Raw genomic sequence first — 21,549 nt, forward strand, 5'->3', positions numbered from 1 at the left:
AGCCGTCGCAGCGCCTCGCGCGCCACTCGCGCGCACGATCGAAGAATCAGAGGAACCCAATGTCAATTTCGATGTATCAAGCATCATTGCCCGTGCTGGTGCGCGGCATGACCAACCTGCAAGTCATCCTCGGCAAGGCCGAGGCGCACGCTGCAGAGAAACAGATCGACCCGTCCGTGCTCATCAACGCCCGGCTCGCGCCGGACATGCTGCCGCTATTGCGCCAGGTCTATATCGTGAGCGACACAGCGAAGGGCTGCGCCGCGCGTCTGGCCGGCGTCGAAGCGCCGAAGTACGACGACGTCGAACAGACCTTCGAAGAACTCGATGCCCGCCTTCAAAAGACGATTGATTATCTGAAGGAATTCAAGCCGCAACAGATCGATGGATCGGAAGAACGTCCGATCACGCTGAAAATGCGCGTTGGCCCGATCGAGTTCACGGGGCTGTCATATCTGCTCGGTTTCGTGTTGCCGAACTTTTATTTTCACGTCACGACGGCGTACGACATTCTGCGTCACAACGGCGTCGAACTTGGCAAGCTCGACTATCTGGGCGGCGCCAAGTAAGAAGGTGTGCGCGCTGTGGCGTGAGCGTCTTGTGATTGCGGCATGAGCAGCACGTGAGCTAGACACCGGCCGCGTGCGAACCCGCGCACGAGCAGTACATGTGTGGCATCACACGCGCGGCTGGAACGCGATGATCGCCATGCCGGCCAAAGTGAATGCCACACCGGCCGCATCCCACAGCGTGGGGCGCACTTTGTCGACGCCCCATAGCCACACGATCGCCACCGCCACGTACACACCGCCGTAAGCCGCATACACGCGGCCTGCGGCGGTGCCGTGCAGCGTCAGCAGCCAGGCGAACAGGGCAAGGCTGAGCGCGCCGGGCACCAGCAGCCAGATGGAGCCCCCCTCCTTCAGCCAACGCCAGGGCAAATAGCACCCAACGATCTCAGCAACGGCGGTCACGGCGTAAAGCAGAAAGGTTTTCATCGACAGATAGAAGCGAGCGGTTGTGTTGCCGCGGGACGGTGCGCGGCTGTGTATTGGCTTTATTAACACAATCACTTCGCGCGCGGGCATGATGCATGCGTCGACCGTCGCGCCTCGCCGCTCTATTCACTACCTGTCATCGGCACCGCATCACCCTGTGCCGACATCCGCAAGTCCGGAAGCCCGGACATCAGTCAGTCCAGCGAAAGCCGCAACGCAAAGCCGATCAGCGCCGCTGAGAAAGTCCAACGCTGCAGTGTCTGAGCGAGGGGATGAGCCCGCATCCATCCGGCAATGCGCGCCGCGCCAATCGCGTACACGATGTCGAAACATGCGCCAATGGCGAGCAGCACCAGACCCAGTTCGACCATCTGAAGCGCAACCGGTCCAGCCGCAGGACGCACGAACTGCGGCAATAGCACCGAGCAGAACAGCAGTGCTTTCGGGTTTAACAGGTTGGTCAGCAAACCCTTGACGAAAGCGGTCCGCAACGGCCGCGACTCGGCGCCCATCGCGTCGCCTTCAGGCAATGCGAATACGGGTGAACGGAAAATCTGGATGCCAACCCACGCGAGATAAACCGCACCGCCGTAACGCACCACGTCGTACAGCCAGGGCGCACTGCGTAGCAGCGCCGCCACCCCGCATGCCGACAACGTGACGTGCGTGGCCCGCGCCACCCCAAGGCCGCCAGCCGCGGCGAAACCACTGCGCACGCCGCGTCCGATGCTGGTCTGCAGAACGAGCGCCATGTCGGGCCCAGGCACGGCATAAACCACAAACAACGCAGCGATATAAACGACCAGAAGGTGTGCGGAAATCATAGAAACCTCTTGTTTTAAGGGCTCTATCTTGCCGTCGTCCGTGGAGGGTTTGCTGGCGAAATGCAGGAGCCCCGGCCTCATCTTTGAAGGAATACGCTAATATTCCACTCCCGAGTCATGTTTTCCGCCAACGCACTGTCGACACCCCAAAACCATGACAACCGACCTCGATAAAACAGACCGCGCGATCCTCGCCGCGCTGCAGAACGACGGCCGCATGTCGAACGCACGGCTGGCCGACATGGTCGGCCTGAGCGAGACGCCTTGCGCCCGCCGCCTCAAGCGCCTCGAAAACGACGGCTATATCGACCAATACCGCGCGATGCTTTCGCGCTCCGCTCTCGGCCTCGGCGTCGTCGCGTTCGTCTATGTGCGTTTTGCCGTGCACGACCGCGCGGTGGCCACCCGTTTCGAGCGCGAGGTGCAGGCAATCCCGCGAATTCTGGCGTGCCACAACGTGTCGGGCAGCGCCGACTATATTCTGCAGGTGGTCGCGCGCGATCTCGACGACTACGGCACGTTCATGCGCGACGAGATGCGCAGCCTGCCGGGCGTGACCTCGGTGGAGTCGGCGTTGTCACTACGGGAAATCAAGGCTAACGGCGGCCTGCCGCTGTCCTGAACGCGGACGTGGCATAGTCACGCATTTGATGCGGCGCGAGCCGACCAGACGAGCACGGAGTTTTCATGGATCACGAACAGGCGAGAGCCGAAGAATCAGCCGCGATGGAGCGCGTCTTGACTGCAACCACGCGGGTAAAGGCGGCTTTCGCGTCGCTGCAGTCGCAATTCCCGCCGGCCGGCAGCGGCCAGCCTTCGCAGTTCGCGCTGCAAACATTCGACGCCGCGTTGCAGGAACTCGAAGACGCCCAGGCCGCCTTCGACGAATTGCTTGGCGATCTGCTTGACGGCAATCGTTGAGTGGCATAGCCGGTCTCTTCACTGCATAGCTGCTGCGTAGGACGCGAGCGGCGGCCGTCTTCAGTTTCCACCGAGGCGGGCGCCGCGTTATTCGGAGTGGCCGGTCGGGCTTGACCGTTAGTTGCGTATCAACGTCCTGGAACTGAAACTCCCGCACCGCTGAATCCCCTGCCCGATTCTGCGGGCTTCAACGCGCTGCTGTGTCCAGAAGCGCGTCGAAACACCCACCCCGCCCATTCAGAAAATGATATTGGTCCGCAACCCGACGATCGCTTCGTTACCGACGCGTTGGGACGGATTGCCCGGATCCGGAATACCGCCTGCCGGCCGGAACACATATTGGAAGTCCGCCTGCAACTGCCACCACGGGGCGATCTGATACTGGTAAGTCGCCTCGACGACAGTCTCGGCACTGCGTGACGGATAGCCCGGTGCCGCCAGCGCGGCGGTATCACTCGCAAGCCCTTGAGCACGCGAGCCGATCTTCGCGTAGCCGACGGCCAATCCGGCCACATCGTTGTCGCGCCCTTTGAACGGCGCTTTGAGCGTCACACCGGCATTCACGCCGAGATCCACCAGATTCCGATCACCCGGCGCGCCCATGACTCTCGCGAAAACGCCCACCGACTGCGGACCGCCCTCGCCCCGTTGCCAGACCGTCTGATCGGCCACCGCGTAGAGGCTGTAATCGCCCCGGTGACTCGCCGGCACGCCACTGCTCGCCGGATTTGCCAGCGACAAACCGGTACCGTCGAAACGCTGGTCTGCAAAATTTTGCGTGTTGTACCAGAAGCCCAGCTTGTAGGTGCCAGGCAGACCGGCTGCCAGCGTACCCGATGGATTCGCCGCAGGCTGGTTGATGGCGTACTGCACCTCACCGATGAACAACGCGCCGCCACGCAGATTGAAATTCGTGCCGTGGCGGTTCTGTTGCTGTGGATCGCCCGTGTCGCTGCCCGCCGGATTGCCATCGAAGACACCGGCCATCACGGTCCATGCGTCCGAAGGCCTGGCGCGCAATCGCACGCCGAGCGACGACAGTGGATAAGCAGGACCGCCCGCCGGCATATCGACCGACGGCAACACAGGCCAGCCGAAGGTCGCGTTGACGAACGGCGTCGCGAACTGGCTCACCATGAACTCCTGGTCGAGACTCTGCTGCCCGACCTTCACGTCCACTTTTCCGCCGATCAGAGATTGCTGATACCAGAGTTCCCATAGTCTCGTCGTGTCGTCGGCCTCGATGCCGCTCGCGCTTTGCAGGGTCTGCAGATTCCGTTGGCTCAGATTGCTGCCGTAAATCTGCAATGCCGAGACATTGAACGTGCCACCCGGCAGCCCCAGCGCTTTTTCCGTGTCGACGACGATACCGAACTGGGTCAGTCCATCGTAAGCGCCGCCTCGTTTGACGCCGCCCGACAGGTTGTTCAGATACTCGCTGGTTTCCTGCAGGTTGAAGGTCAAGCCGTAGTTGCCGAGCCAGGGACGCAGCCCGCCCATGTCGCCCAGCAGATTCGAACGTTCCCAGAGCCCGGTGGGCGCGGCAGGTGTCTGATCCGAGGCGGGCGCCGGATCTACCACAGGCGTCTGTGCCAGCACGGACGGCGCCACGCCGAACGACAACAGAAACGTCAAACCAAGGTGGCCACCCGACATCCACCAGCCGGTTTTTTCAGGGATTTTCTGCGCGAGACAAGTCTGAGCGCCGCGCATGCGGCGCAGCAAAGAACCATACGAGAACGATTTGACGAACATAAGCTCACTCGCATCGGGCCCGGCAAAACCGGGCGATGTACGAAGACGTGACCGCGTCTCGCAAACAACGCGATAGCGATCAAACAGAGGGAGCGTGCGACTGGCATACCGGTTGATACCGGTCACTGAAGAAGCGCGCTAACCCGAACGGAGCGAGTTAGCGGCGAAGGAGTGATCCTGCTGCTAACTCGCGGATACTGCGCCGGCGTAGACCGGCATCGGACTTCCACTACTAGAGCATGTGTCCACGGAGGACTCCTTTTGCTGAGACGGGCGGATTGTATTCGGCACACTTATAAAATCGCAAGTAAAAATCACACAAAAGAGATCGCACTCCGAATTTGCTGGCGAGCCCGTTTCCTGCCCCACCGTTGGCGCGCCGTTGCCTCGCAGTTACCTCGCAGTTACCTCGCAGTTACGTGATGGACCGCTGCATCCGCGGCCCTTCATTCTCCTGTCCTTCCTGTCACTTCTGAAAGACTCAGCCTCACCCGCGATGACGAAGTGCGTTGCCGCACGCATAAAAAAAGAATATTTGCTTCGCTTAACGAAGCATGTTGACTTCTGCTTGCGGGAGTGCATAAAATTCGCCCGTCATCACAAACGGGGCCATTGCCTTGGACACCAGCAGTAGTCGATCTTCGAACAGTTTCACTGCCTGACCGGCCCGACGCCCGCGCTCTCTTTTCTCAGCCGCCGTCTTGCCAGCAGGCAGACGGTGCGCGCCGTAGTCACTCACCCCGTGCACCTTAACTAGCGCCATTCGGCCGCGCCCTGCTTAGGCACGTCCCGCAACCGTATGGCATCGCGTCGCGAGCATCCGCTCGCGGCTGCGTTCGCTCACGCCGGTTCGATCCGTTCGAATTCCGGCGCGGCCGAACGCGTGGACAAGCACGTGCCTAACGAACGCAGATAAGCGACGTCGATAAACAAAACCGATAAGGAGCCGCCATGCCCGACAGTGACAGTTATCCCTTATGCCGCTCAATTGCCACGCAATTTTTGTTTTGCCTGAGGAAAGCAGGTAGACGTTCGCCGCCGCGCGCATAATGCCGGCCGCGCTCCGTGTCTGCAGGCTTTCCGCAACCCGCGTCAAGCCATACGCACCGGAGAAATATCATGTACATCGCCGTCCTCGTACCGACCCTGCAGCAAACGCATATCCACAGCGACGCTGCACTCGTGCTTCACAGCATCAAGCCGCACTGGCTCGCCGTATCCTGGCACCGGGTCAAAGCGCTCTTCTCGAACCCAGCTTCGTAATAGACACGGTCAGTACCCGTACGTCTTCGCGATCCGCATGCGCCGCCGCTCGAGCCCATTCGACGACATGCGTACTGCGGATTCCGAAGGCGCGCCACTGCATTCAAAATCACACTGCCAAGGCGGTTAAAAATGTCCACTCCAATTAACGTCTCACCACCACGCAGCGCCGTTCTCGACGAAGCCCATCTAGGCGACATCAAAGGCGCGCTCGGCACCATTGCGCACCATGACACCGCCCCTCGCAACACCTGGTGGGCCCGCATCCGAACGCTGCTCGCGATCCTCGGCCCCGGCCTGATCGTGATGGTCGGTGACAACGACGCCGGCGCCTTCGGCACCTACACGCAAGCGGGACAGAATTACGGCACCACCTTGCTGTGGACCATGCTGCTGCTCGTGCCCGTTCTCTTCGTCAATCAGGAGATGGTGCTGCGTCTCGGCGCCGTGACCGGCGTCGGCCATGCCCGGCTGATCTTCGAGCGCTTCGGCAAGTTCTGGGGAGCATTCAGCGTCGTCGACCTGTTCATCCTGAACGCACTCACCATCGTGACCGAGTTCATCGGCATCACATTCGTACTGGATTTCTTCGGCATTTCGAAAGTAACCGGGGTCTGCATCGCCGCGGCAGTGACGATGGCCGCGGTCAGCACGGGCAACTTCAGGCGCTTTGAGCGCTTCGCGGTCGCACTCTGTCTGCTGAGCCTGCTGCTGGTGCCGGTACTGGTGTCGATTCATCCGCCGGTTGCGCAGATGGCGCACGATTTCTTCATCCCGAGCTGGCCTGCCAATTCGAAACTGAGCGATGTGATGTTGCTCGTGATCGGCATTGTCGGCACCACGGTCGCGCCCTGGCAGCTGTTTTTCCAGCAGAGCTATATCGTGGACAAACGCATCACGCCGCGCTTCATGAAGTATGAGAAAGCCGACCTGTGGATCGGCATCGTCTTCGTGATGATCGGCGCGGTGGCCATGATCTCGTTCTGCGCCGCAATGTATGCAGGCAAACCGGAGTTCGGCAATTTCACGGATGCGGGTGGCGTGATCGCCGGCCTCGAAAAATATGCCGGCCGCACGCCCGCGGTTCTCTTCGCGATCGCGTTGCTCGACGCCTGCATCATCGGCGCGGCAGCCGTGTCGCTGTCCACCGCCTACGCAATTGGCGACGTGTTCAAGATCCGCCACTCGCTGCATCGTGGCGTGACCGACGCGAAGGGCTTCTACCTCGTCTACTTCGGTATTGTCGCGGCCGCCGCTGCGCTCGTGTTAATTCCCGGCAGCCCGCTCGGCCTTCTGACTGAAGCCGTGCAGACGCTCGCTGGCGTGCTGCTTCCGAGTGCCACGGTGTTCCTGCTGCTGTTGTGCAACGACCGCGCTGTTCTTGGCCCGTGGGTGAACTCGAAGAAACTCAACTTCTTTACAGGCGCGGTTGTCTGGGTGCTCGTCATGCTCTCCATCATCCTCACTGCATCCGTGTTGTATCCGGACATTACCGGCGAAGCGATTATTGAAGTACTGGCCGGCGGCACGCTACTGGCCGTAGTCGGCTACGTTGCAACCGTGACGGTTCGCAGGCTGCGGCTCGCATCGACGGATACAACGGCTTCCGCGGTCGCCCAGGCTTCCGGTAGCGAGCAGCAGTTTTCAAAAGAAGCCCGCAATACGTGGCGCATGCCGCCTCTCGAAGAACTGCCGGCGCCGCAACTGAATCTATCCAAACGCATCTGGATGGGCGTGCTGCGCGGCTACCTGATCGTGGCGGTCGCACTCGTTGTCGTGAAGGTCGTGCAGATGACATTGCTGCATTAAATCGATGCTGCCCGCCCGCTCACGGTTGCTCCGATGAGCGGCGGGCAAACGGCAGACCTTCTGCGTTACACGCCCCAACGTAATCCCGGCGTATGCACTGCGCTGTCCCAATGGCGCTTCATCTCATCGTCGAGCACGCACAGTGTGATCGATGCACCGGCCATCTCCAGCGAAGTCGTCAGTGCGCCTACCTGCACCCGGCCGATATTCAACCCGCGCTGCTCGAGCCACGTGCGCGTGGAATTGAAGAGCAGATACAGTTCTCCAAGCGGCGTACCACCGAGCCCATTGACGAGCACAAGTAGTTCAGAATCGGCCGCCGGCTTCAGATCTTCAGTAATCGCCGTCAGCAACTCGCCCGCAATCGCGTCAGCGGGTACGAACTTCGCGCGCCGACGCCCAGGCTCACCATGAATGCCGACGCCTACTTCGATCTCGTCGTCGCCGATTTTGAACGTCAGCGTACCGGCCGCCGGCACCGTGCAACTGGTGAACGCCACGCCCATCGACGCGGTGCGCTTGTTGATGCGGTCGCCGAAGGCCTTGCATTGCTCGAGATCCGCGCCGCTCTCCGCCATACTGCCAACCAGTTTCTCGACGATCACCGCGCCGGCCACGCCGCGCCGCCCTGTCGTGTAACTCGAATTCTCCACGGCCACGTCGTCGTTGATCAGCACCATTGCATTCGGCAGCTCGGACATTTCCGACGCCATTTCAAAGTTCATCAGGTCGCCGGAGTAGTTCTTCACGATGAACAGCACGCCTGCGCCGGTATCGACAGCCTTTGCCGCGGCCATCATCTGGTCGGGTGTCGGCGACGTGAAAATCTGCCCCGGACAGGCCGCATCGAGCATCCCATAACCGACGAAGCCAGAGTGCAGAGGCTCGTGGCCCGAGCCACCACCCGAAATCAGCGCAACCTTGCCGGGCTTCAACACCTTACGGCGCACGAACACCGGCTCAGTGTTCAGCACGACCAGGTCGCTGTGCGCAGCGGCGAACCCCGCCAGACTCTCGGTGAGAAAATCGTCCACATGATTGATGAATTTTTTCACGGTCTCTCGCTCCTTCACTCGTTATGAAGCGCCAGGCGCGCGCATACCGACGCAATCATGATCTGACTCGAACGCGCTCCTGGATCGATGTGTCCACGCGACCGTTCGCCGAGAAACGACGCCCGCCCTTTGGTCGCCAGCATATCGCGGGTAGCGAGCATGTTTTCCTCCGCGACCCGCGGCAACGCATCGCGCACCTCTTCCGCGGTCGCACCCTGTGCGGCCAGTTCGTCGAAACGCTTCGCGACCGGGATCAGGACGTCCATCATCGTTTTGCTGCCCACACCGGTCTTGCCGCGTTGACCGACCGCTTCGACCCCCGCGGCAAAAACGTGCGCAAAGCCCGCTGTATCCGGTGCATGCCGTTCGGAAGCTTTGGACATGCCGCTCAGCAGCGAATAGAACAATGGCCCCGACGATCCGCCCACCGTCGAAAGAACCTTGGATGCCGCGATTTCCAGCGCGGGGCCGAATGCTGCGCCTTCGATGTCCGACCTCACAGCCAGCAGGGCCTCCATGCCTCGCAGCAGATTGAAGATGTGATCGCCATCGCCGATCTGCTGGTCAAGCAAAGCGATCTCGTCGGTATGTTCCTTCAGCGACGCATATGCGGCGTCGATGCACGCCATGACCGTTTTGCCGTTCATGTCGCTATCCTCCTGCCGTCGGCACGAAAATATAAAAGGCTGCGCGCCGGCAGCGAAACGCCGACCGATTGCCCAGGCGTGAAATTGCGCTCCGCCACTGTCGTTGCCACGACGGCGGTTCCCGCGCGATCGAGGATCAGCAGGTGCCGCAGCGGCGAATATTCGAGCACCTTCAGATGCAAGGCGTCCTGTGCGCCTGAAACATCGCGCTGATCCCGCGTGTCACCGTCATGCAGCACCACGTCCTCGGGACGGATTGCCACTGTCGCCGTACCCGCCGGTATGTGCGCCGAATCGAACAGCGCCAGCGGCAGCAGGTTGATCGGCGGAGAGCCCAGCCGCTGCGCCGCACCGAGCGAAACCGGATTGCCGTAGACCTCGCGCGGCGTGCCGAGCTGTACCAGACGCCCATGTTCGAGAATGCCGATACGATCCGCGAGCGTCGTCGCTTCGACCTGATCGTGCGTAACGTACACAATCGTTGCGCCGATCGTGCGATGCAGGCGCTTGAGTTCGATACGCAACTCTTCGCGCAGCTTTGCATCGAGCGACGACAGCGGTTCGTCCATTAAAAATGCCTTGGGTTGCCGCACGAGCGCGCGCCCTATCGCCACGCGCTGCATTTCGCCGCCGGACAGGTGTGTCGCCATATTGTCGAGCTTCGATTCCATATGCAGCATCTCGGCCACCGCGTGGACTCGCGCGCGCACCTCGGCCTCGCTGCTGCGTCTTCTTGGCGAGCGCAGCGGAAAAGCCAGATTGCCGAACACAGTCAGATGCGGATAGAGCGAGTATTGCTGGAAGATAAACGCGACGTCGCGATCCGATGGATGCACGCCCGTAGCAATGGCGCCATCGATCAGTACATCGCCGGCATCCGGTCGTTCCAGCCCGGCAATCAGACGCAGCGTCGTCGTCTTGCCCGCACCGCTCGGCCCAAGCAACACGATGAACTCGCCATCACCGACGTCGATCGAAAGATCGTCGACAGCGCGGATGTCGCCAAACCGTTTCGATACATTGCGCAACTGGATTTCAGCCATGAGCCTCTCCGTATGCGGGAATCGTTTGAGCCGCGCGCGGCAGCAGGCGGCCGGTTTGCGCGTCGTACAGCAGCGTGCGCTCCTTGCGAAACGACAAACCGACCGGCGATCCGGCAGGCAAACCATCGTCCTTGCCCGCCCGCACTCGCACGATGCCCAACGCGGTCTCAACTACCAGCACCTGATGCGAGCCAAGATATTCATCGGCGATGACCTTGCCGCGCAGGGGGCCGTGCTCGTCGAGCATCACATGCTCCGGGCGAATGCCAAGCAGAACTCGCTCGGCCGCCGCCTCACAACGTGGCACCGGCACTGCGGCGCCGTGAAGTTGTACCGCTTCGCTACCCGCATCGACACCGCGATCGACCGGCAGGAAATTCATTGGCGGACTGCCGATAAAGTTGCCGACGAACACCGTGGCCGGAAAATGATAAATCTCATGTGGCGGCCCGGCTTGCAGCACTTCGCCCTTGTTCATCACGACAATGTCGTCGGCCATCGCCATGGCCTCGCTCTGGTCGTGCGTCACATAAACCGTCGTTGCCGCAAGCGCGTTATGCAGCTTGCGCAGCTCAAGACACATGAGCTCGCGGAAGTCGGCATCGAGCGTCCCAAGAGGCTCGTCCATCAGAAAAGCCTTCGGCTGCCGCACAATCGCGCGGCCGAGTGCAACGCGCTGCCGGTCACCGCCCGACAAGCCGCCCGTTTTGCGATCGAGAATGTCCTCGATGCGCAGCATGTGTGCGACTGCATCGACCCGCGTCGCGATTTCCTTGCGCGACACATGCTCGTTCTTCAGCGGAAAGGCAATGTTGTTGCGCACCGTCATATGCGGATACAGCGCGAACATCTGAAACACGAACGCGATATCGCGCTGACGTGCACGCAGCGCCGTCACGTCTTCGCCGTCGATCAGAATCTGCCCTGAGGTCGGCAACTCGAGCCCGGCGATCATCCGCAGCGTGGTGGTCTTGCCGCAGCCCGACGGACCGAGCAGTACGACAAAGCGTCCCGCATCGATCGTGAGACTGGTGTCGCGCACCGCGACGAAATCGTCGAAGCGTTTATGGAGGTTGGCAAGCACGATGGTCGACATGGCGCTATTCCGGGAAATGGCTCGTCACGAGGAACGCGAGTGCGCCCACCAGAATGACCGGAAACGACCACGTGAACAGCGCCAGCGAAAACGGCTGAACCAGCATCGCCATGCCGGCGCCGATCAGCACGGTGGAGGCCGCTTCGCTATAGCCGCGGCGCAGCCAGCGCCTCTGCGTGAGAACGAAATCACGTTTCATTTGCGCACCGCTCCAAATGTGATACCGCGCAATAGATGTTTGCGCAGCACGACAGTAAAGAAGAGAATCGGCAATACGAATAGCGTGGTCGCCGCCGCAACAGCGGGCCAATCCTGCCCGCCTTCGCCGATGATGAACGGAATGAACGGCGGCATGGTCTGCGCATCGCCGCTTGTCAGCAAAGACGCGAACGCATACTCGTTCCACGCGAAGATCAGACAGAAAATCGCGGTTGCCGCAATGCCGGTGATTGCCTGCGGCAGCACGACTTTGACGAAGGCCTGCAGACGTGTGTAGCCATCCACCAGCGCCGCCTCTTCGTATTCGCGTGGAATCTCGTCCATGAAACCCTTCAGCAGCCACACCGCCAGCGAGACGTTCACTGCCGTATAAAGCACGATCATGCCGACATAGCTATCGCTCAAGCCCAACGCGCGATACATCAGGTAGATCGGAATCGCGACCGCTATCGGCGGCATCATGCGAGTCGACAGGATGAAAAACAGCAGGTCGTCGGCGAGGGGGACTTTGAAACGCGAAAAGGCATACGCCGCGAGCGTGCCGAGAAACACCGCGAGGAAAGTCGAACCGAATCCGATCACGAGGGAATTGACGAAGCGCGGCAAAACCTTCGACGGTCCGGCGATCACCATGCCGCGCTTGCGCACGTCGCGCTCGTACCAGGTTTGCGCAGGCGGCAGGCTGGCGATGAATTCCGGCGTCTGCCGCGAACGGATCGTAAACAGGTTCACGTAGCCTTCCATGGACGGCTGGAACAGCACGACTGGCGGATAGGCAATCGCGTCTTCCTGGGTCTTGAAGCTCGTCAGGAAGATCCAGGCCATCGGCAAGGTGGCGAGCAGTGCATACGTGATGACGGCCGCGGCGGCGAAGCGCTTGCCGCGCGGCGACGACGCCACCACCGAATATTGACTGGCAGTCGGTCTCATCGTTGTTTCACCCGGTTGAGTGCCTTCACATAGATGTTCGCCGCACCGAACACCGTCACGAAGAGAATGATGGCCAGCGCCGACGAATAGCCGGTCTGCCACTTCTCGAATGCGGCGCGCTTTAGCGTGATCGACACGGTTTCGGTTACCGAACCCGGTCCGCCGGAAGTCAGCAGGTTCACCATGTCGAACATCTTGAAGTTCTCGATGCCGCGAAACAGCACCGCCAGCATCAGGAACGGCAAGGTCATCGGCAGCGTGATCGACCAGAATTGCCGCCACGGCGTGGCGCGATCCACTTCCGCCGCTTCGTAGATGTAGTCGGGAATCGAACGCAGACCCGCGAGGCAGATGAGCATCACATAAGGTGTCCACATCCACGCATCGACCATCACGATGGTCCACGGTGCAAGCGAGACGTCGCCGATCATCTGGAACGACCCGGGCGCAATGCCGGTGAAGAAGCTGACGATATCGTTGAAAAGACCCGTTTGCGGTTGCAGCAGAAAGGTCCAGAAATTGCCCACCACGGCGGGCGAAAGCATCATTGGCAGCAGGATCAGCGTGGTCCAGAAACTATGCCCGCGGAACTGCCGGTTGATCAGCAACGCGAGGCCGAAGCCGAGCAGCACCTCCAGTCCGACCGACCAGAACACGAAACGCGCCGTGACCTGCATGGCGTACCAGATGTCTTCGTCGGTGAGAATATCGACGTAGTTGTCGATGCCGACAAAGTGCGCCGGCACGCTCGGCATATTCGACTTGAAATTCGTGAACGAGAGACGCAACGCCCAGATCAAAGGGAAGATGTTGATGGCGAGCAGCAGCAGGATCGTCGGAAGAATGAACAGCCACGCAATGGTTCTGTCCGATAGCCCGGCAAGGCGCGTGCTCACGCGCGCCCGTGCGCCTGACTCGAGCCCAGCCGACGGAAAAGGCTTGTTTGCCAACATGCCTGACTCCTTTAAGCGGACCGGCGGCAATCCGTGCAGGCGGCGCCGGTCCAGTCGGGAAACGCGCTAGTTCTTGCCTTCGGCCTTGAAGACCTTGTTCCAGTCTTTGACCAGGAGATCCAGCGCTTCCTTGGCCGTGCCCTTGTCGGCCACCACGTAATCATGCACACGCTTTTGCATGTCGAGCAGCAGTTCGGCATAAGCGGGCTCCGCCCAGAAGTCCTTCACGATCGCCATCGACTTCAGGAAGGCCGGTGCAAACGGGGCGCTCTTTGGGAAGTCCGGGGCATCGACCACCGACTTCGCCGCCGAATAACCACCCAGTTGCCACCATTTCTTCTGGACATCCGGCTGCGCGAACCATTTGATGTACTCGAGCGCGTCGTCTTTATGATCCGAGTACGAAACGACCGAGATGCCCTGCCCGCCCAGTTGGGTGAACTGCTTCAACTCACGCGGATTGACGAAGAACCCGATCTTGTCGCCGCCGACGTTCGGGTCTTTATAGAGTCCCGGGAAAAACGCAAACCAGTTCATCTGCATCGCCACCTGGCCTGACTTGAACGCGTCGAGTCCTTCCTGCATGTACGCGTTGGTCATTCCCGGCGCCGTGCAACACTTGTAGAGCGCCTTGTAGAACTCCAGCCCCTTGACCGCGCCCGGTGAATTGACGAAGCCGTCCAGGTGATAAGGCTTCTTCGGGTCTTCGTATTCGAAGCCGAAGTTATAGAGCGCGTTGGTCACGCCCATCGTAATGCCTTCGGAACCGCGCTCCGTGAAGATATACGCGCCGTATACGGTCTTGCCGTCGATCTTGCGGCCCTGGAAGAACTCGGCGGTTTGCTTGAGCTCATCCAGCGTGGTGGGCGGTTCGAGTTCGCGTTTATATTTTTGCTTGAACTCCGCGCGCAACTCCGGGCGCGCGAACCAGTCCTTGCGATATGTCCAGCCGACCGCGTCGGCCATGGCCGGCAATGCCCAGTAGTTCGGCGTATTCTTCGGCCACTCCGAATAACCGACCACGGTCGCCGGCACGAAATCGTTCATCGATATCTTGTTCTTCACGAAGAAATCGTTGAGCTTGACGTAGTGCCCATTAACCGCCGCGCCGCCAATCCACTGGCTATCGCCGATGATCAGATCACATAGTTTGCCATGCGAATTAAGTTCGTTGATGAAGCGGTCGGCGTAACTGGTCCACGGCACGAACTCGAACTTCATCTTGATGCCGGTCTTGCTCGTGAAATCTTTCGACAGTTCGACGAGTGCGTTGGCTGGATCCCATGCCGCCCAACATAATGTCAACTGCTTGTCCTGTGCTTGCGCGCCCGTCGCCATACCGAATCCCAGCGATACGATGGCCGCCGCCACTACCCTTGCTGACGTAAGACGTAACATGTGTCTTCTCCTTGTCTTTCTCGGGTCTCCAACCTGATATGGAACAGCGCCCATGCGCCGGGCACCGTGTTTCGGCTCCAGCGGATTCAGACGGCAATCCGCGTGTCGCGAGCTTCAGGCATGCGCATTCTCACGAAGATAAATTCGGGTTTCCGGCGTTGGGATGGCGAGCGCGCCACGCACGTCGTTAAGAAAATTTATCGCGGCAAGGCCGGCCCAGTGCACGATGCCTCGCACGTCCTGATCGAGAATCACATCGATCGCGCGTTCGGTGAGCTGGCTGCGGGTCTCCGCGGTGCATTCATGGCCGATCACAACCAGACGGGTCTTGTCGCCGGATTCCTGCAATGCCGCGGCGACCCCGGAGATGCCGCCGCCCGTTGCATAGATGCCGACCAGATCCGGATGGCGTGCCAGCAAACCCTGCGCGGCGAGACCCGCACCGTCGTCGTCTTCGGCGAAATCGGGCTCGGCGATCCAGCGCAGATTGCGAAAGTCCTCTTCCAGAACCTGCGAAAAGCCAGTGCGCCGCTCCAGTTGATCATGCAGGCGTGACGAGGCGGAAAGCACCGCCACCGTGCCAATGCGGGAACCGAGGAATCTCCCCATCAACAGACCGGCCGTACGACCGGCAATCCGGTTGTCGACGCCGACATACGCGGCGCGGCGGCTCGAGGGCAGATCGGAGAACACCGTGACGACAGGCACGTTCGCCGCGCTCATATCTTCGATCAGACGTTCTACCCATGGATAGTCGAGCGGCACGAGCACGAGCGCGTCGTAGCCGGCCACCTGTTCGGCGAATGTGGCCGTGTCGCGCTGACTGGAAAAATCGCAGCGATAGAACGAAGGGATGATGCGGTGTTCGCGAAAGAAGCTGGCGGAAAGCGCAATACCGCGCTCGACATGATCGAGAAAGCGCGAGTTGATCTGGGGAAGCACAAAGGCGACGCGAAACGAACCGGCCTTTGCCGGGCGGCCGCGACTCGCGCGTTCGTCGCGCAGCGTGGCCAGCGCAAGGTGAACGCGCTCGGCAGTTTCCGGACGCACGGCCTGATCGTCGCGCAACACACGATCGACCGTGGCCACGCTAACGCCCGCACGACGCGCAATCATCATACGTGTAGCCGGCATGTGTCTCCTCCGGTGCCGAGCCAGAAGTCGTTTTGTTTTATGAAGGTAGCTTTTTCTGCGCGAAATGCAAGTTTTTTTACTTCGTTAAATCCATCATTTTTGATGACATGGTGCGGCGCACATGAAGGGGTGACGCAATTGGCAATGCGATGCCGAACGCTCGCTATGCTGAATCACTTGCGCCGCACAAGCGTCATTTCCCATCCGTCTCGATAGCCGGTTCGCACAGAATCGGAAAGTTGACCGAGTTCGCGATATAGCATTTCTCATGCGCCGCGTGATGCAAACGCGCGGCCAGTTCGAGGTCGCCACCTGCCTGAATGACGACATGCGGCCGTAGAACGATCTGTGAAAAGCGGCCCTCTTCCGGACTATCGAGCATCGTGCCTTGCGCGTTGTCGCGATAGCTCAAAACAACGATGCCCGCATCCGAACAAAGATGCAGATACCAGAGCTTGTGACAGGCGGATGCTGAGGCGACCAGCAGATCTTCCGGGCTCCACCGGTTCGCGTCGCCTAGAAACGCTGCGTCGGATGATCCGGGAATGTCCGGCTTGTTTCCCGCAGCGATGATGTGGTCCCGACCGTATTCACGGTACCCCGAGGTGCCGCTGCCGCGGTTGCCTGTCCATTGCACCGATACCGCGTATTTGTGCTCGCCGTACGCCATGCCGATCTCCTTCGCTGTTTATCCGGATTTGATTTCGCAACAGGTGCATTCTAAATGCTCGCACCCGTTTTGGTATACCATTATCCCAAACGACAGGAACCCGACGCATGGACCACAAACTGGATTCGACGGCCGATGCCATTGCCGTCTCACTACGCGAACTGATCGCGACCGGCGAACTGGAGGATGGCGCACGGCTGGTCGAGCGCGAACTCGCCGATCGTTTCGGCGTGAGCCGGGTGCCGATGAGGGAGGCCATACAAAAGCTCGAGGGCGAAGGACTGGTCGAACTCATGCGCAATCGCGGCGCAGTCGTGCGCACCTTGGCCGAGTCGGACCTGGACGAGATTTACGGCCTGCGCATCTTGCTCGAAGGCGACGCCATTTTCCACGCGGTCAAACGCATGGACAGTGAGACGTTATCGCGCGCCGAACTCGTTCATCGGCTTCTGGGCGATGCCGATACCGCGCAAAGACAGGGTGAACTGAATCGCGAGTTTCATGAACTGCTATACCGGCCGTGTGCAAACGGCCGGCAATTGAAAGCGATCCGCGAGTTGCGCACTCAGGTTGAGCGCTACGAGCGGTTGCAAAGCACGCTACTCGCCGACACACCGGCGTTCCAGGACGAGCATCTCAAGATTCTCGAAGCATGCGAGGCTGGCAACGCACGCCTCGCGCGATCGATGACGGTGGAACATCTCGCGTCGGCGAAGCGCATCGTTCTGCAACTGGTTCGCGCTGAGTGACTACTACTGTCCGAACGCTTTTCCCGTTACGTTCGGTGCGCGAGGATCCGGGCTCATATTCAGGCTCGTGCCGTTCGCCCGCATGTTGTTGAGCGCCGGGCCCGATCCAGTGCCGCCGGTGCCTCCGATCATCGGGGCATGGCCCACGGTGCCCCCGCCTGGCGTTGGGCTTAGCCCGGCCGCGCCCGCTCCCAAACCCGTTCCCTGCCCCGTGCCATTCATCCCACCTGCTTGCAAACCGACCATGCCATTGGCGCTAAGGTTTGCCGATTGAGCGCAAGCCACGCCCGTCAAACCCATCATCAACGCCGCAGCCAACAGGGTCTTTGTCACGATTTTCATAACCCACTCCGTCATGCCGTCGAATTGCCCGACCCATGCTTCCCGCCCATCGTAACGATGTCGAGCCAATGACGCTTGCAACGGAAGCCGGTCAAATAGTAAGACTGCCCGTCAACCACTTTTGTTCATCGCTGAAAGCACCCGTTTCCAGACAGCAACCGGCGCGCGTCTGGCGAAAATTCGCCACGACCGTCTGCAGCGCTTCCTCGACGAATTTACCGACGAAATCTGAGCGTGCCCATCTTCGTCGGCAAGTTGTACAAATGCTTACAAAGCAGCGTGCGTCCGACGTCCACCGGCCGCGCTGCTGCGGCGTTATTGCAGGCATCTACCCGCGGAGCCCGCAATGAACACGAACCTCACTTCCAGTAATCCGCAGCGCAACCGCATTCACCCCCTGGTCGCCGGCGCGGCGGTAGCCGTCATCCTCGCGAGCGCCACCGGCATCGCGGCGATGACTGGCCTTCTGCCTACCTCGCACGCCGTTACCGAGCCCGCACAGCCGGCCACCACGGTCGCGGCGCAGGTTGCCAGCGCACCGGTCGCCGTGCCCCAGGCGGCTCCGGTTCAGCAAACAGTTCAGCAAACGGTCCCGCAAGCCGCACCGGCTCGGCCGCCAGTGCATCGCACGCACAGCACGCCCGTCGCGCCGACACCGAGGTACGCAAACAATCAGGGCTACCAGGCACCTTATGAGCCCGCACCGGCAAGGCCGGTCGCCGACCCTTATGCGGGCGAAGTCGTCGCCATCAACACGGTGCAGGCGCCTGAGCCGACCACCGGGCTCGGCGCGCTAGGTGGCGCGGTGGCCGGCGGCCTCGTCGGCAATCAGATCGGCGGCGGACGCGGCAAGATTCTCACCACCATCGCTGGCGCTGTCGGCGGGGGTCTTGCCGGCAATGGGATCGAGCACGCCGTGCGCAAGCAGACCACCTATCAGGTCCAGGTGCGCATGCAGGACGGCAGCTATCGCAACTTCAGCTACCAGACGCAGCCGGACGTCCAGATCGGCGAGCGGGTCCACGTATCCGGCGATTCGTTGACGGCTTCGTAACGTGCGAACGCGGTGCGAACGCGGTGCGAACGCATCGGGCGATTTGCTGACGGCTTCATGAGATTGTCCGCCGGCGTGTCGCCCGATGCCGGTTGGCAAAAATGTGCGGCAGCGCCGTGCGCGTTATGATCAACCGTTACGCCAGAACGGCTGATCGCGCACGATGGAGCATGCCTACATCCACCTTTTGCACCTGCTTGCCGGTCATCCGGCGTGGATGCTCACGGTCGTCTTTCTTGCGGCCTTCCTCGAGGCCATCGCCGTCATCGGCACCTTCATCCCGGGCAGCACTGCGATGTTCCTGGCCGGCGCGCTAGCCGGCACGGGTTCACTGAGCCTCGGCTGGGTGTTCCTGTGGGCGATCGCCGGCGCCATCGCCGGGGACGGCATGAGCTTCTGGATCGGCAGCCGCTACAAGGACAGGATCGTCCAGTTCTGGCCGTTCCGCACCCACCCGCAGATACTCGACGCCGGCCACCGCTTCTTTCAGAAACACGGCGCCAAGGGCGTTGTGTTCGCCCGCTTCGTCGGACCATTGCGAGCGATCGTGCCGGTGGTGGCGGGCATGCTGGGTATGACGCCGCTGCGCTTCTACGGCATGAATGTACTGTCGGCGCTGCTATGGGCCCCCGCGCATATCCTGCCGGGCGTGGTCTTCGGTGCCTCGGTGCTGCTGGCCGGCGCGGTGTCGTTCCGCCTCGTTGTCATCATCGCTTTGCTGGTGGGCATCGTCTGGCTGAGCTTTCGCGCGATGGAGTTCCTGGTCTCGCACGCGAGTGCGTGGTCAAGCGCGGCGGGACGCTATCTGGGAAGCTGGGCGTGCCGCCACCCAGGCCCGTTCGGCCGATTCGCGCGGCGGCTGCTCGACCCCGAACAGCCGGACGCCAGCAGCATCGTATTGACTTCGCTGGTTGTGCTCGCGGCGGGGGCGCTCTTCTTCGGCGTGCTCGAAGACGTCGTCAGCGGCGATCCGCTGGTGAGCGTCGATCTGTCCGTCTATCACTTCCTGCAATCGGTGCGCACGCCATGGAGCGACACTGTCCTTGCAGCCGCGGCGACACTCGGCAGCGTCTTCACGCTGACGGCGGTGGTCGTGACGGTGGTGGTGTGGATGCTGCTCGAGCGGCGCTGGCGCGCTATCGGCTACTGGCTCGCCGCGGTCGTGTTCTCCCAATTGCTGATCTTCGCCCTCCAGTTCGCCATGCATCGCGCGCCGCCCAATGAACTTCTGTCCGACGCGTACGTGTTTCCGAGCAATCACGTCGCCGCGACGGTAATCGTCTACGGCTTCCTCGCGTTCCTGCTCGTGAGAAGAGTCGGCATGCTGGAAGGTTTGCTCGTGGCGACCGCGAGTACGGTTGTCGTGATCGTGGTCGCGCTCGCAGGACTTTACTTCGGCAGGTACTGGGTCTCCGACGCGATCGGCGGTGCCGCCCTCGCGTACATGTGGGTAGCCATCGTCTCGCTGACGGCGATATTGCGGTATCCGACGGTGCCGCCCTCACGCGGGTTCATGCCGGTCGTGGTTCTGGTGGTCATGCTCGCGAGCGTGGGCGTGCAACTGAGCATCAATCCCCCGACCGCGGCGCCGGACCACATGCCGCGCCCGCAGCCCGTGCTGGTCACGCAAGCGCAGTGGACCGTGTCGCTGTCGAAGAGACTGCCATGCTATCGCTCGGATATGGGCGGCGACCACAAGGAACCGCTCACGCTGCAATGGGTGTCGAACCTCGATTCGATCAAGGGGCAACTGCGCGCCCAGGGATGGATCGAGGGCACCGACCTGTCCGCGCGCAGCCTGCTCTCGCTTGCTTCGCCGAACGTCGCGGCGACCTCGCTGCCGGTATTGCCGAAGCTGAACAACGGCGTGCCTTCATCGCTGGTCTTCATGCGTCCCGGAGACACGCGCGACGAACGCGACGTCCTGCGTTTCTGGCCGAGCGGCTATGCCGTGGAGAACGGCGTGTCCGCCACGCCGCTGTGGGTCGGGTCCTTCGCGCACGAACGGCTCTCCAGGGCATCGTGGCCGATTAACATTCTGCGCGTCGACAAGGAAGAGTCGTCGTTCGAGGCGCACACAAAAGCAAACGCCGACCTCGGCGCGGCGCTCGTGGCCAGGGTGAGTTGTCACGGCGTGCCGGTGTCGCTGCTGGCCTCGCCGGTGGAATGAGCGGCGTGTTGCCGAGGGTCTGCCTGGGGTCTGCCTGGATGTGCGGGTTCGCCGTACCGATCAGGAAATCGCTCTGCGCTCAATCACTTGGCGGCTTTGGCCAGGACTTGTCCACAAGGATATGAACATTTTCTGTGGATAACCCGCGCTATTCGACTCGCGCATACCGGTCGACGCAGGCAGTCCCTTCTATTGATGCAACACCCACTGAATGAGCGTGTGAGCATCGTCGCTTGAAAGCGGTGGAACCGGATCGGCCTCCGGCATGGTGATATCGCCCCAGTGAGGTTTTCCGCCTGCCAGCAGCTTCTTTTCCAGCATGGCACTTGCCGCTGGCGACGTGCGATAGCGTTGTGCGATCCTGGGGAATGACGGCGCCAGATCGGCCCCTTCGGTGGTATGACAGAACATGCAATGTTGTTGTTCGATCAGCCCCGCCACTGCGGATTGAGCACGTGCATCGGCGCCAACCATCAGCGCCAGGGCGACAAACGCCCCGCTGCAACACAGATTATCCAC

Annotated in this window: 24 protein-coding genes; 8 read left to right on the plus strand and 16 right to left on the minus strand. The window is 61.3% G+C overall.

Annotation, left to right across the window (positions count from 1 at the left end; all coding sequences use genetic code 11):
* The first annotated feature begins 59 nt into the window (after positions 1–59).
* Positions 60–569 carry a DUF1993 domain-containing protein gene (locus KHO33_RS34665; RefSeq protein ID WP_054039276.1) on the plus strand — a complete coding sequence of 170 codons (510 nt, stop codon included), beginning with the start codon at positions 60–62 and terminating at the stop codon, positions 567–569.
* A 108-nt stretch (positions 570–677) separates the two neighbouring features.
* On the opposite strand, the gene KHO33_RS34670 is transcribed toward KHO33_RS34665, so the two are convergent.
* Positions 678–998, minus strand: a complete 321-nt coding sequence (locus tag KHO33_RS34670) for a YnfA family protein (RefSeq protein WP_200566900.1) — start codon at positions 996–998, stop codon at positions 678–680.
* Between the two features lie 194 nt (positions 999–1,192).
* Positions 1,193–1,822, minus strand: coding sequence for a LysE family translocator (locus tag KHO33_RS34675; RefSeq protein WP_200566899.1), 630 nt, complete (start codon positions 1,820–1,822; stop codon positions 1,193–1,195).
* Positions 1,823–1,976: 154 nt separating this feature from the next.
* On the opposite strand from KHO33_RS34675, the gene KHO33_RS34680 reads away from it, so the two are divergent.
* Together KHO33_RS34680 and KHO33_RS34685 are read left to right on the plus strand one after the other, a co-directional pair.
* Positions 1,977–2,444 (plus strand): Lrp/AsnC family transcriptional regulator, encoded by a 468-nt coding sequence (locus KHO33_RS34680; protein ID WP_054039235.1) that lies wholly within the window; start codon positions 1,977–1,979, stop codon positions 2,442–2,444.
* Positions 2,445–2,509: 65 nt separating this feature from the next.
* Positions 2,510–2,743, plus strand: coding sequence for a hypothetical protein (locus KHO33_RS34685; protein ID WP_054039234.1), 234 nt, complete (start codon positions 2,510–2,512; stop codon positions 2,741–2,743).
* A gap of 237 nt (positions 2,744–2,980) precedes the next feature.
* Here KHO33_RS34685 and KHO33_RS34690 read toward each other — a convergent pair whose 3' ends face one another.
* Positions 2,981–4,399, minus strand: a complete 1,419-nt coding sequence (locus KHO33_RS34690; protein WP_234480736.1) for a carbohydrate porin — start codon at positions 4,397–4,399, stop codon at positions 2,981–2,983.
* Positions 4,400–5,042: 643 nt separating this feature from the next.
* On the minus strand, positions 5,043–5,237 hold the full coding sequence (locus tag KHO33_RS34695) for a hypothetical protein (protein ID WP_200566898.1): 195 nt from the start codon (positions 5,235–5,237) through the stop codon (positions 5,043–5,045).
* A gap of 380 nt (positions 5,238–5,617) precedes the next feature.
* Between KHO33_RS34695 and KHO33_RS34700 the strand changes: the two genes are divergently transcribed.
* Positions 5,618–5,761 (plus strand): hypothetical protein, encoded by a 144-nt coding sequence (locus KHO33_RS34700; RefSeq protein ID WP_200566897.1) that lies wholly within the window; start codon positions 5,618–5,620, stop codon positions 5,759–5,761.
* A 132-nt stretch (positions 5,762–5,893) separates the two neighbouring features.
* Complete coding sequence (locus KHO33_RS34705; protein ID WP_200566896.1) at positions 5,894–7,570, plus strand: NRAMP family divalent metal transporter; 1,677 nt, start codon at positions 5,894–5,896, stop codon at positions 7,568–7,570.
* 65 nt (positions 7,571–7,635) lie between these two features.
* Here KHO33_RS34705 and dhaK read toward each other — a convergent pair whose 3' ends face one another.
* The 10 genes from dhaK to KHO33_RS34755 form a co-directional block, all read right to left on the minus strand.
* Entirely contained in the window at positions 7,636–8,625 is a 990-nt protein-coding gene (gene dhaK / locus KHO33_RS34710) for a dihydroxyacetone kinase subunit DhaK (RefSeq protein WP_200566895.1), read from the minus strand.
* A 14-nt stretch (positions 8,626–8,639) separates the two neighbouring features.
* Positions 8,640–9,272 (minus strand): dihydroxyacetone kinase subunit DhaL, encoded by a 633-nt coding sequence (gene dhaL, locus KHO33_RS34715; protein ID WP_054039228.1) that lies wholly within the window; start codon positions 9,270–9,272, stop codon positions 8,640–8,642.
* The gene (locus KHO33_RS34720; protein ID WP_200566894.1) at positions 9,269–10,315 is read right to left on the minus strand and encodes an ABC transporter ATP-binding protein; all 1,047 of its coding nucleotides are present in this window, start codon (positions 10,313–10,315) and stop codon (positions 9,269–9,271) included. Before KHO33_RS34720 ends, dhaL begins: the two co-directional genes overlap by 4 nt.
* Entirely contained in the window at positions 10,308–11,411 is a 1,104-nt protein-coding gene (locus KHO33_RS34725; RefSeq protein ID WP_200566893.1) for an ABC transporter ATP-binding protein, read from the minus strand. The genes KHO33_RS34720 and KHO33_RS34725 overlap by 8 nt, the downstream gene beginning before the upstream one ends.
* A 4-nt stretch (positions 11,412–11,415) precedes the next feature.
* Entirely contained in the window at positions 11,416–11,610 is a 195-nt protein-coding gene (locus tag KHO33_RS34730) for a hypothetical protein (protein ID WP_200566892.1), read from the minus strand.
* Complete coding sequence (locus KHO33_RS34735; protein ID WP_054039220.1) at positions 11,607–12,560, minus strand: carbohydrate ABC transporter permease; 954 nt, start codon at positions 12,558–12,560, stop codon at positions 11,607–11,609. Before KHO33_RS34735 ends, KHO33_RS34730 begins: the two co-directional genes overlap by 4 nt.
* Entirely contained in the window at positions 12,557–13,513 is a 957-nt protein-coding gene (locus KHO33_RS34740; RefSeq protein ID WP_054039218.1) for a carbohydrate ABC transporter permease, read from the minus strand. The genes KHO33_RS34735 and KHO33_RS34740 overlap by 4 nt, the downstream gene beginning before the upstream one ends.
* A 66-nt stretch (positions 13,514–13,579) precedes the next feature.
* Positions 13,580–14,911 carry an ABC transporter substrate-binding protein gene (locus tag KHO33_RS34745; protein WP_200566891.1) on the minus strand — a complete coding sequence of 444 codons (1,332 nt, stop codon included), beginning with the start codon at positions 14,909–14,911 and terminating at the stop codon, positions 13,580–13,582.
* A 114-nt stretch (positions 14,912–15,025) separates the two neighbouring features.
* Complete coding sequence (locus tag KHO33_RS34750) at positions 15,026–16,045, minus strand: LacI family DNA-binding transcriptional regulator (RefSeq protein ID WP_200566890.1); 1,020 nt, start codon at positions 16,043–16,045, stop codon at positions 15,026–15,028.
* A gap of 193 nt (positions 16,046–16,238) precedes the next feature.
* A complete protein-coding gene (locus KHO33_RS34755) occupies positions 16,239–16,715 on the minus strand; it encodes an OsmC family protein (protein WP_054039214.1) in 477 nt (158 codons plus the stop codon).
* 107 nt (positions 16,716–16,822) lie between these two features.
* Here KHO33_RS34755 and KHO33_RS34760 point away from each other — a divergent pair, with 107 nt between their 5' ends.
* Positions 16,823–17,464 (plus strand): GntR family transcriptional regulator, encoded by a 642-nt coding sequence (locus KHO33_RS34760; RefSeq protein WP_054039212.1) that lies wholly within the window; start codon positions 16,823–16,825, stop codon positions 17,462–17,464.
* Between the two features lie 3 nt (positions 17,465–17,467).
* On the opposite strand, the gene KHO33_RS34765 is transcribed toward KHO33_RS34760, so the two are convergent.
* Positions 17,468–17,806, minus strand: a complete 339-nt coding sequence (locus tag KHO33_RS34765; protein WP_200566889.1) for a hypothetical protein — start codon at positions 17,804–17,806, stop codon at positions 17,468–17,470.
* 346 nt (positions 17,807–18,152) lie between these two features.
* Here KHO33_RS34765 and KHO33_RS34770 point away from each other — a divergent pair, with 346 nt between their 5' ends.
* Together KHO33_RS34770 and KHO33_RS34775 are read left to right on the plus strand one after the other, a co-directional pair.
* Complete coding sequence (locus KHO33_RS34770; protein ID WP_054039210.1) at positions 18,153–18,860, plus strand: glycine zipper 2TM domain-containing protein; 708 nt, start codon at positions 18,153–18,155, stop codon at positions 18,858–18,860.
* Positions 18,861–19,023: 163 nt separating this feature from the next.
* Positions 19,024–21,030: a bifunctional DedA family/phosphatase PAP2 family protein gene (locus tag KHO33_RS34775; RefSeq protein WP_200566888.1), complete on the plus strand. Its 2,007-nt coding sequence runs from the start codon at positions 19,024–19,026 to the stop codon at positions 21,028–21,030.
* 189 nt (positions 21,031–21,219) lie between these two features.
* On the opposite strand, the gene KHO33_RS34780 is transcribed toward KHO33_RS34775, so the two are convergent.
* Positions 21,220–21,504, minus strand: coding sequence for a c-type cytochrome (locus KHO33_RS34780; protein WP_200566918.1), 285 nt, complete (start codon positions 21,502–21,504; stop codon positions 21,220–21,222).
* Positions 21,505–21,549: the final 45 nt, after the last annotated feature.

Source organism: Paraburkholderia nemoris (genome assembly GCF_905221015.1).
GTDB classification, from domain to species: Bacteria; Pseudomonadota; Gammaproteobacteria; order Burkholderiales; family Burkholderiaceae; genus Paraburkholderia; species Paraburkholderia nemoris.

Bases quoted from the DNA above. Each gene is read 5' to 3' on its own strand.
- KHO33_RS34760 (WP_054039212.1), top strand. From the start codon at position 16,823: ATGGACCACAAACTGGATTCGACGGCCGATGCCATTGCCGTCTCACTA.
- KHO33_RS34720 (WP_200566894.1), bottom strand. From the start codon at position 10,315: ATGGCTGAAATCCAGTTGCGCAATGTATCGAAACGGTTTGGCGACATC.
- KHO33_RS34685 (WP_054039234.1), top strand. From the start codon at position 2,510: ATGGATCACGAACAGGCGAGAGCCGAAGAATCAGCCGCGATGGAGCGC.
- KHO33_RS34775 (WP_200566888.1), top strand. From the start codon at position 19,024: ATGGAGCATGCCTACATCCACCTTTTGCACCTGCTTGCCGGTCATCCG.
- KHO33_RS34735 (WP_054039220.1), bottom strand. From the start codon at position 12,560: ATGAGACCGACTGCCAGTCAATATTCGGTGGTGGCGTCGTCGCCGCGC.
- KHO33_RS34780 (WP_200566918.1), bottom strand. From the start codon at position 21,504: ATGGTTGGCGCCGATGCACGTGCTCAATCCGCAGTGGCGGGGCTGATC.
- KHO33_RS34755 (WP_054039214.1), bottom strand. From the start codon at position 16,715: ATGGCGTACGGCGAGCACAAATACGCGGTATCGGTGCAATGGACAGGC.
- KHO33_RS34690 (WP_234480736.1), bottom strand. From the start codon at position 4,399: ATGTCGGGTGGCCACCTTGGTTTGACGTTTCTGTTGTCGTTCGGCGTG.
- KHO33_RS34740 (WP_054039218.1), bottom strand. From the start codon at position 13,513: ATGTTGGCAAACAAGCCTTTTCCGTCGGCTGGGCTCGAGTCAGGCGCA.
- KHO33_RS34705 (WP_200566896.1), top strand. From the start codon at position 5,894: ATGTCCACTCCAATTAACGTCTCACCACCACGCAGCGCCGTTCTCGAC.
- KHO33_RS34770 (WP_054039210.1), top strand. From the start codon at position 18,153: ATGAACACGAACCTCACTTCCAGTAATCCGCAGCGCAACCGCATTCAC.
- KHO33_RS34700 (WP_200566897.1), top strand. From the start codon at position 5,618: ATGTACATCGCCGTCCTCGTACCGACCCTGCAGCAAACGCATATCCAC.
- KHO33_RS34730 (WP_200566892.1), bottom strand. From the start codon at position 11,610: ATGAAACGTGATTTCGTTCTCACGCAGAGGCGCTGGCTGCGCCGCGGC.
- KHO33_RS34670 (WP_200566900.1), bottom strand. From the start codon at position 998: ATGAAAACCTTTCTGCTTTACGCCGTGACCGCCGTTGCTGAGATCGTT.
- KHO33_RS34765 (WP_200566889.1), bottom strand. From the start codon at position 17,806: ATGAAAATCGTGACAAAGACCCTGTTGGCTGCGGCGTTGATGATGGGT.
- KHO33_RS34745 (WP_200566891.1), bottom strand. From the start codon at position 14,911: ATGTTACGTCTTACGTCAGCAAGGGTAGTGGCGGCGGCCATCGTATCG.
- KHO33_RS34680 (WP_054039235.1), top strand. From the start codon at position 1,977: ATGACAACCGACCTCGATAAAACAGACCGCGCGATCCTCGCCGCGCTG.
- KHO33_RS34665 (WP_054039276.1), top strand. From the start codon at position 60: ATGTCAATTTCGATGTATCAAGCATCATTGCCCGTGCTGGTGCGCGGC.
- KHO33_RS34725 (WP_200566893.1), bottom strand. From the start codon at position 11,411: ATGTCGACCATCGTGCTTGCCAACCTCCATAAACGCTTCGACGATTTC.
- KHO33_RS34750 (WP_200566890.1), bottom strand. From the start codon at position 16,045: ATGCCGGCTACACGTATGATGATTGCGCGTCGTGCGGGCGTTAGCGTG.
- KHO33_RS34675 (WP_200566899.1), bottom strand. From the start codon at position 1,822: ATGATTTCCGCACACCTTCTGGTCGTTTATATCGCTGCGTTGTTTGTG.
- dhaL (WP_054039228.1), bottom strand. From the start codon at position 9,272: ATGAACGGCAAAACGGTCATGGCGTGCATCGACGCCGCATATGCGTCG.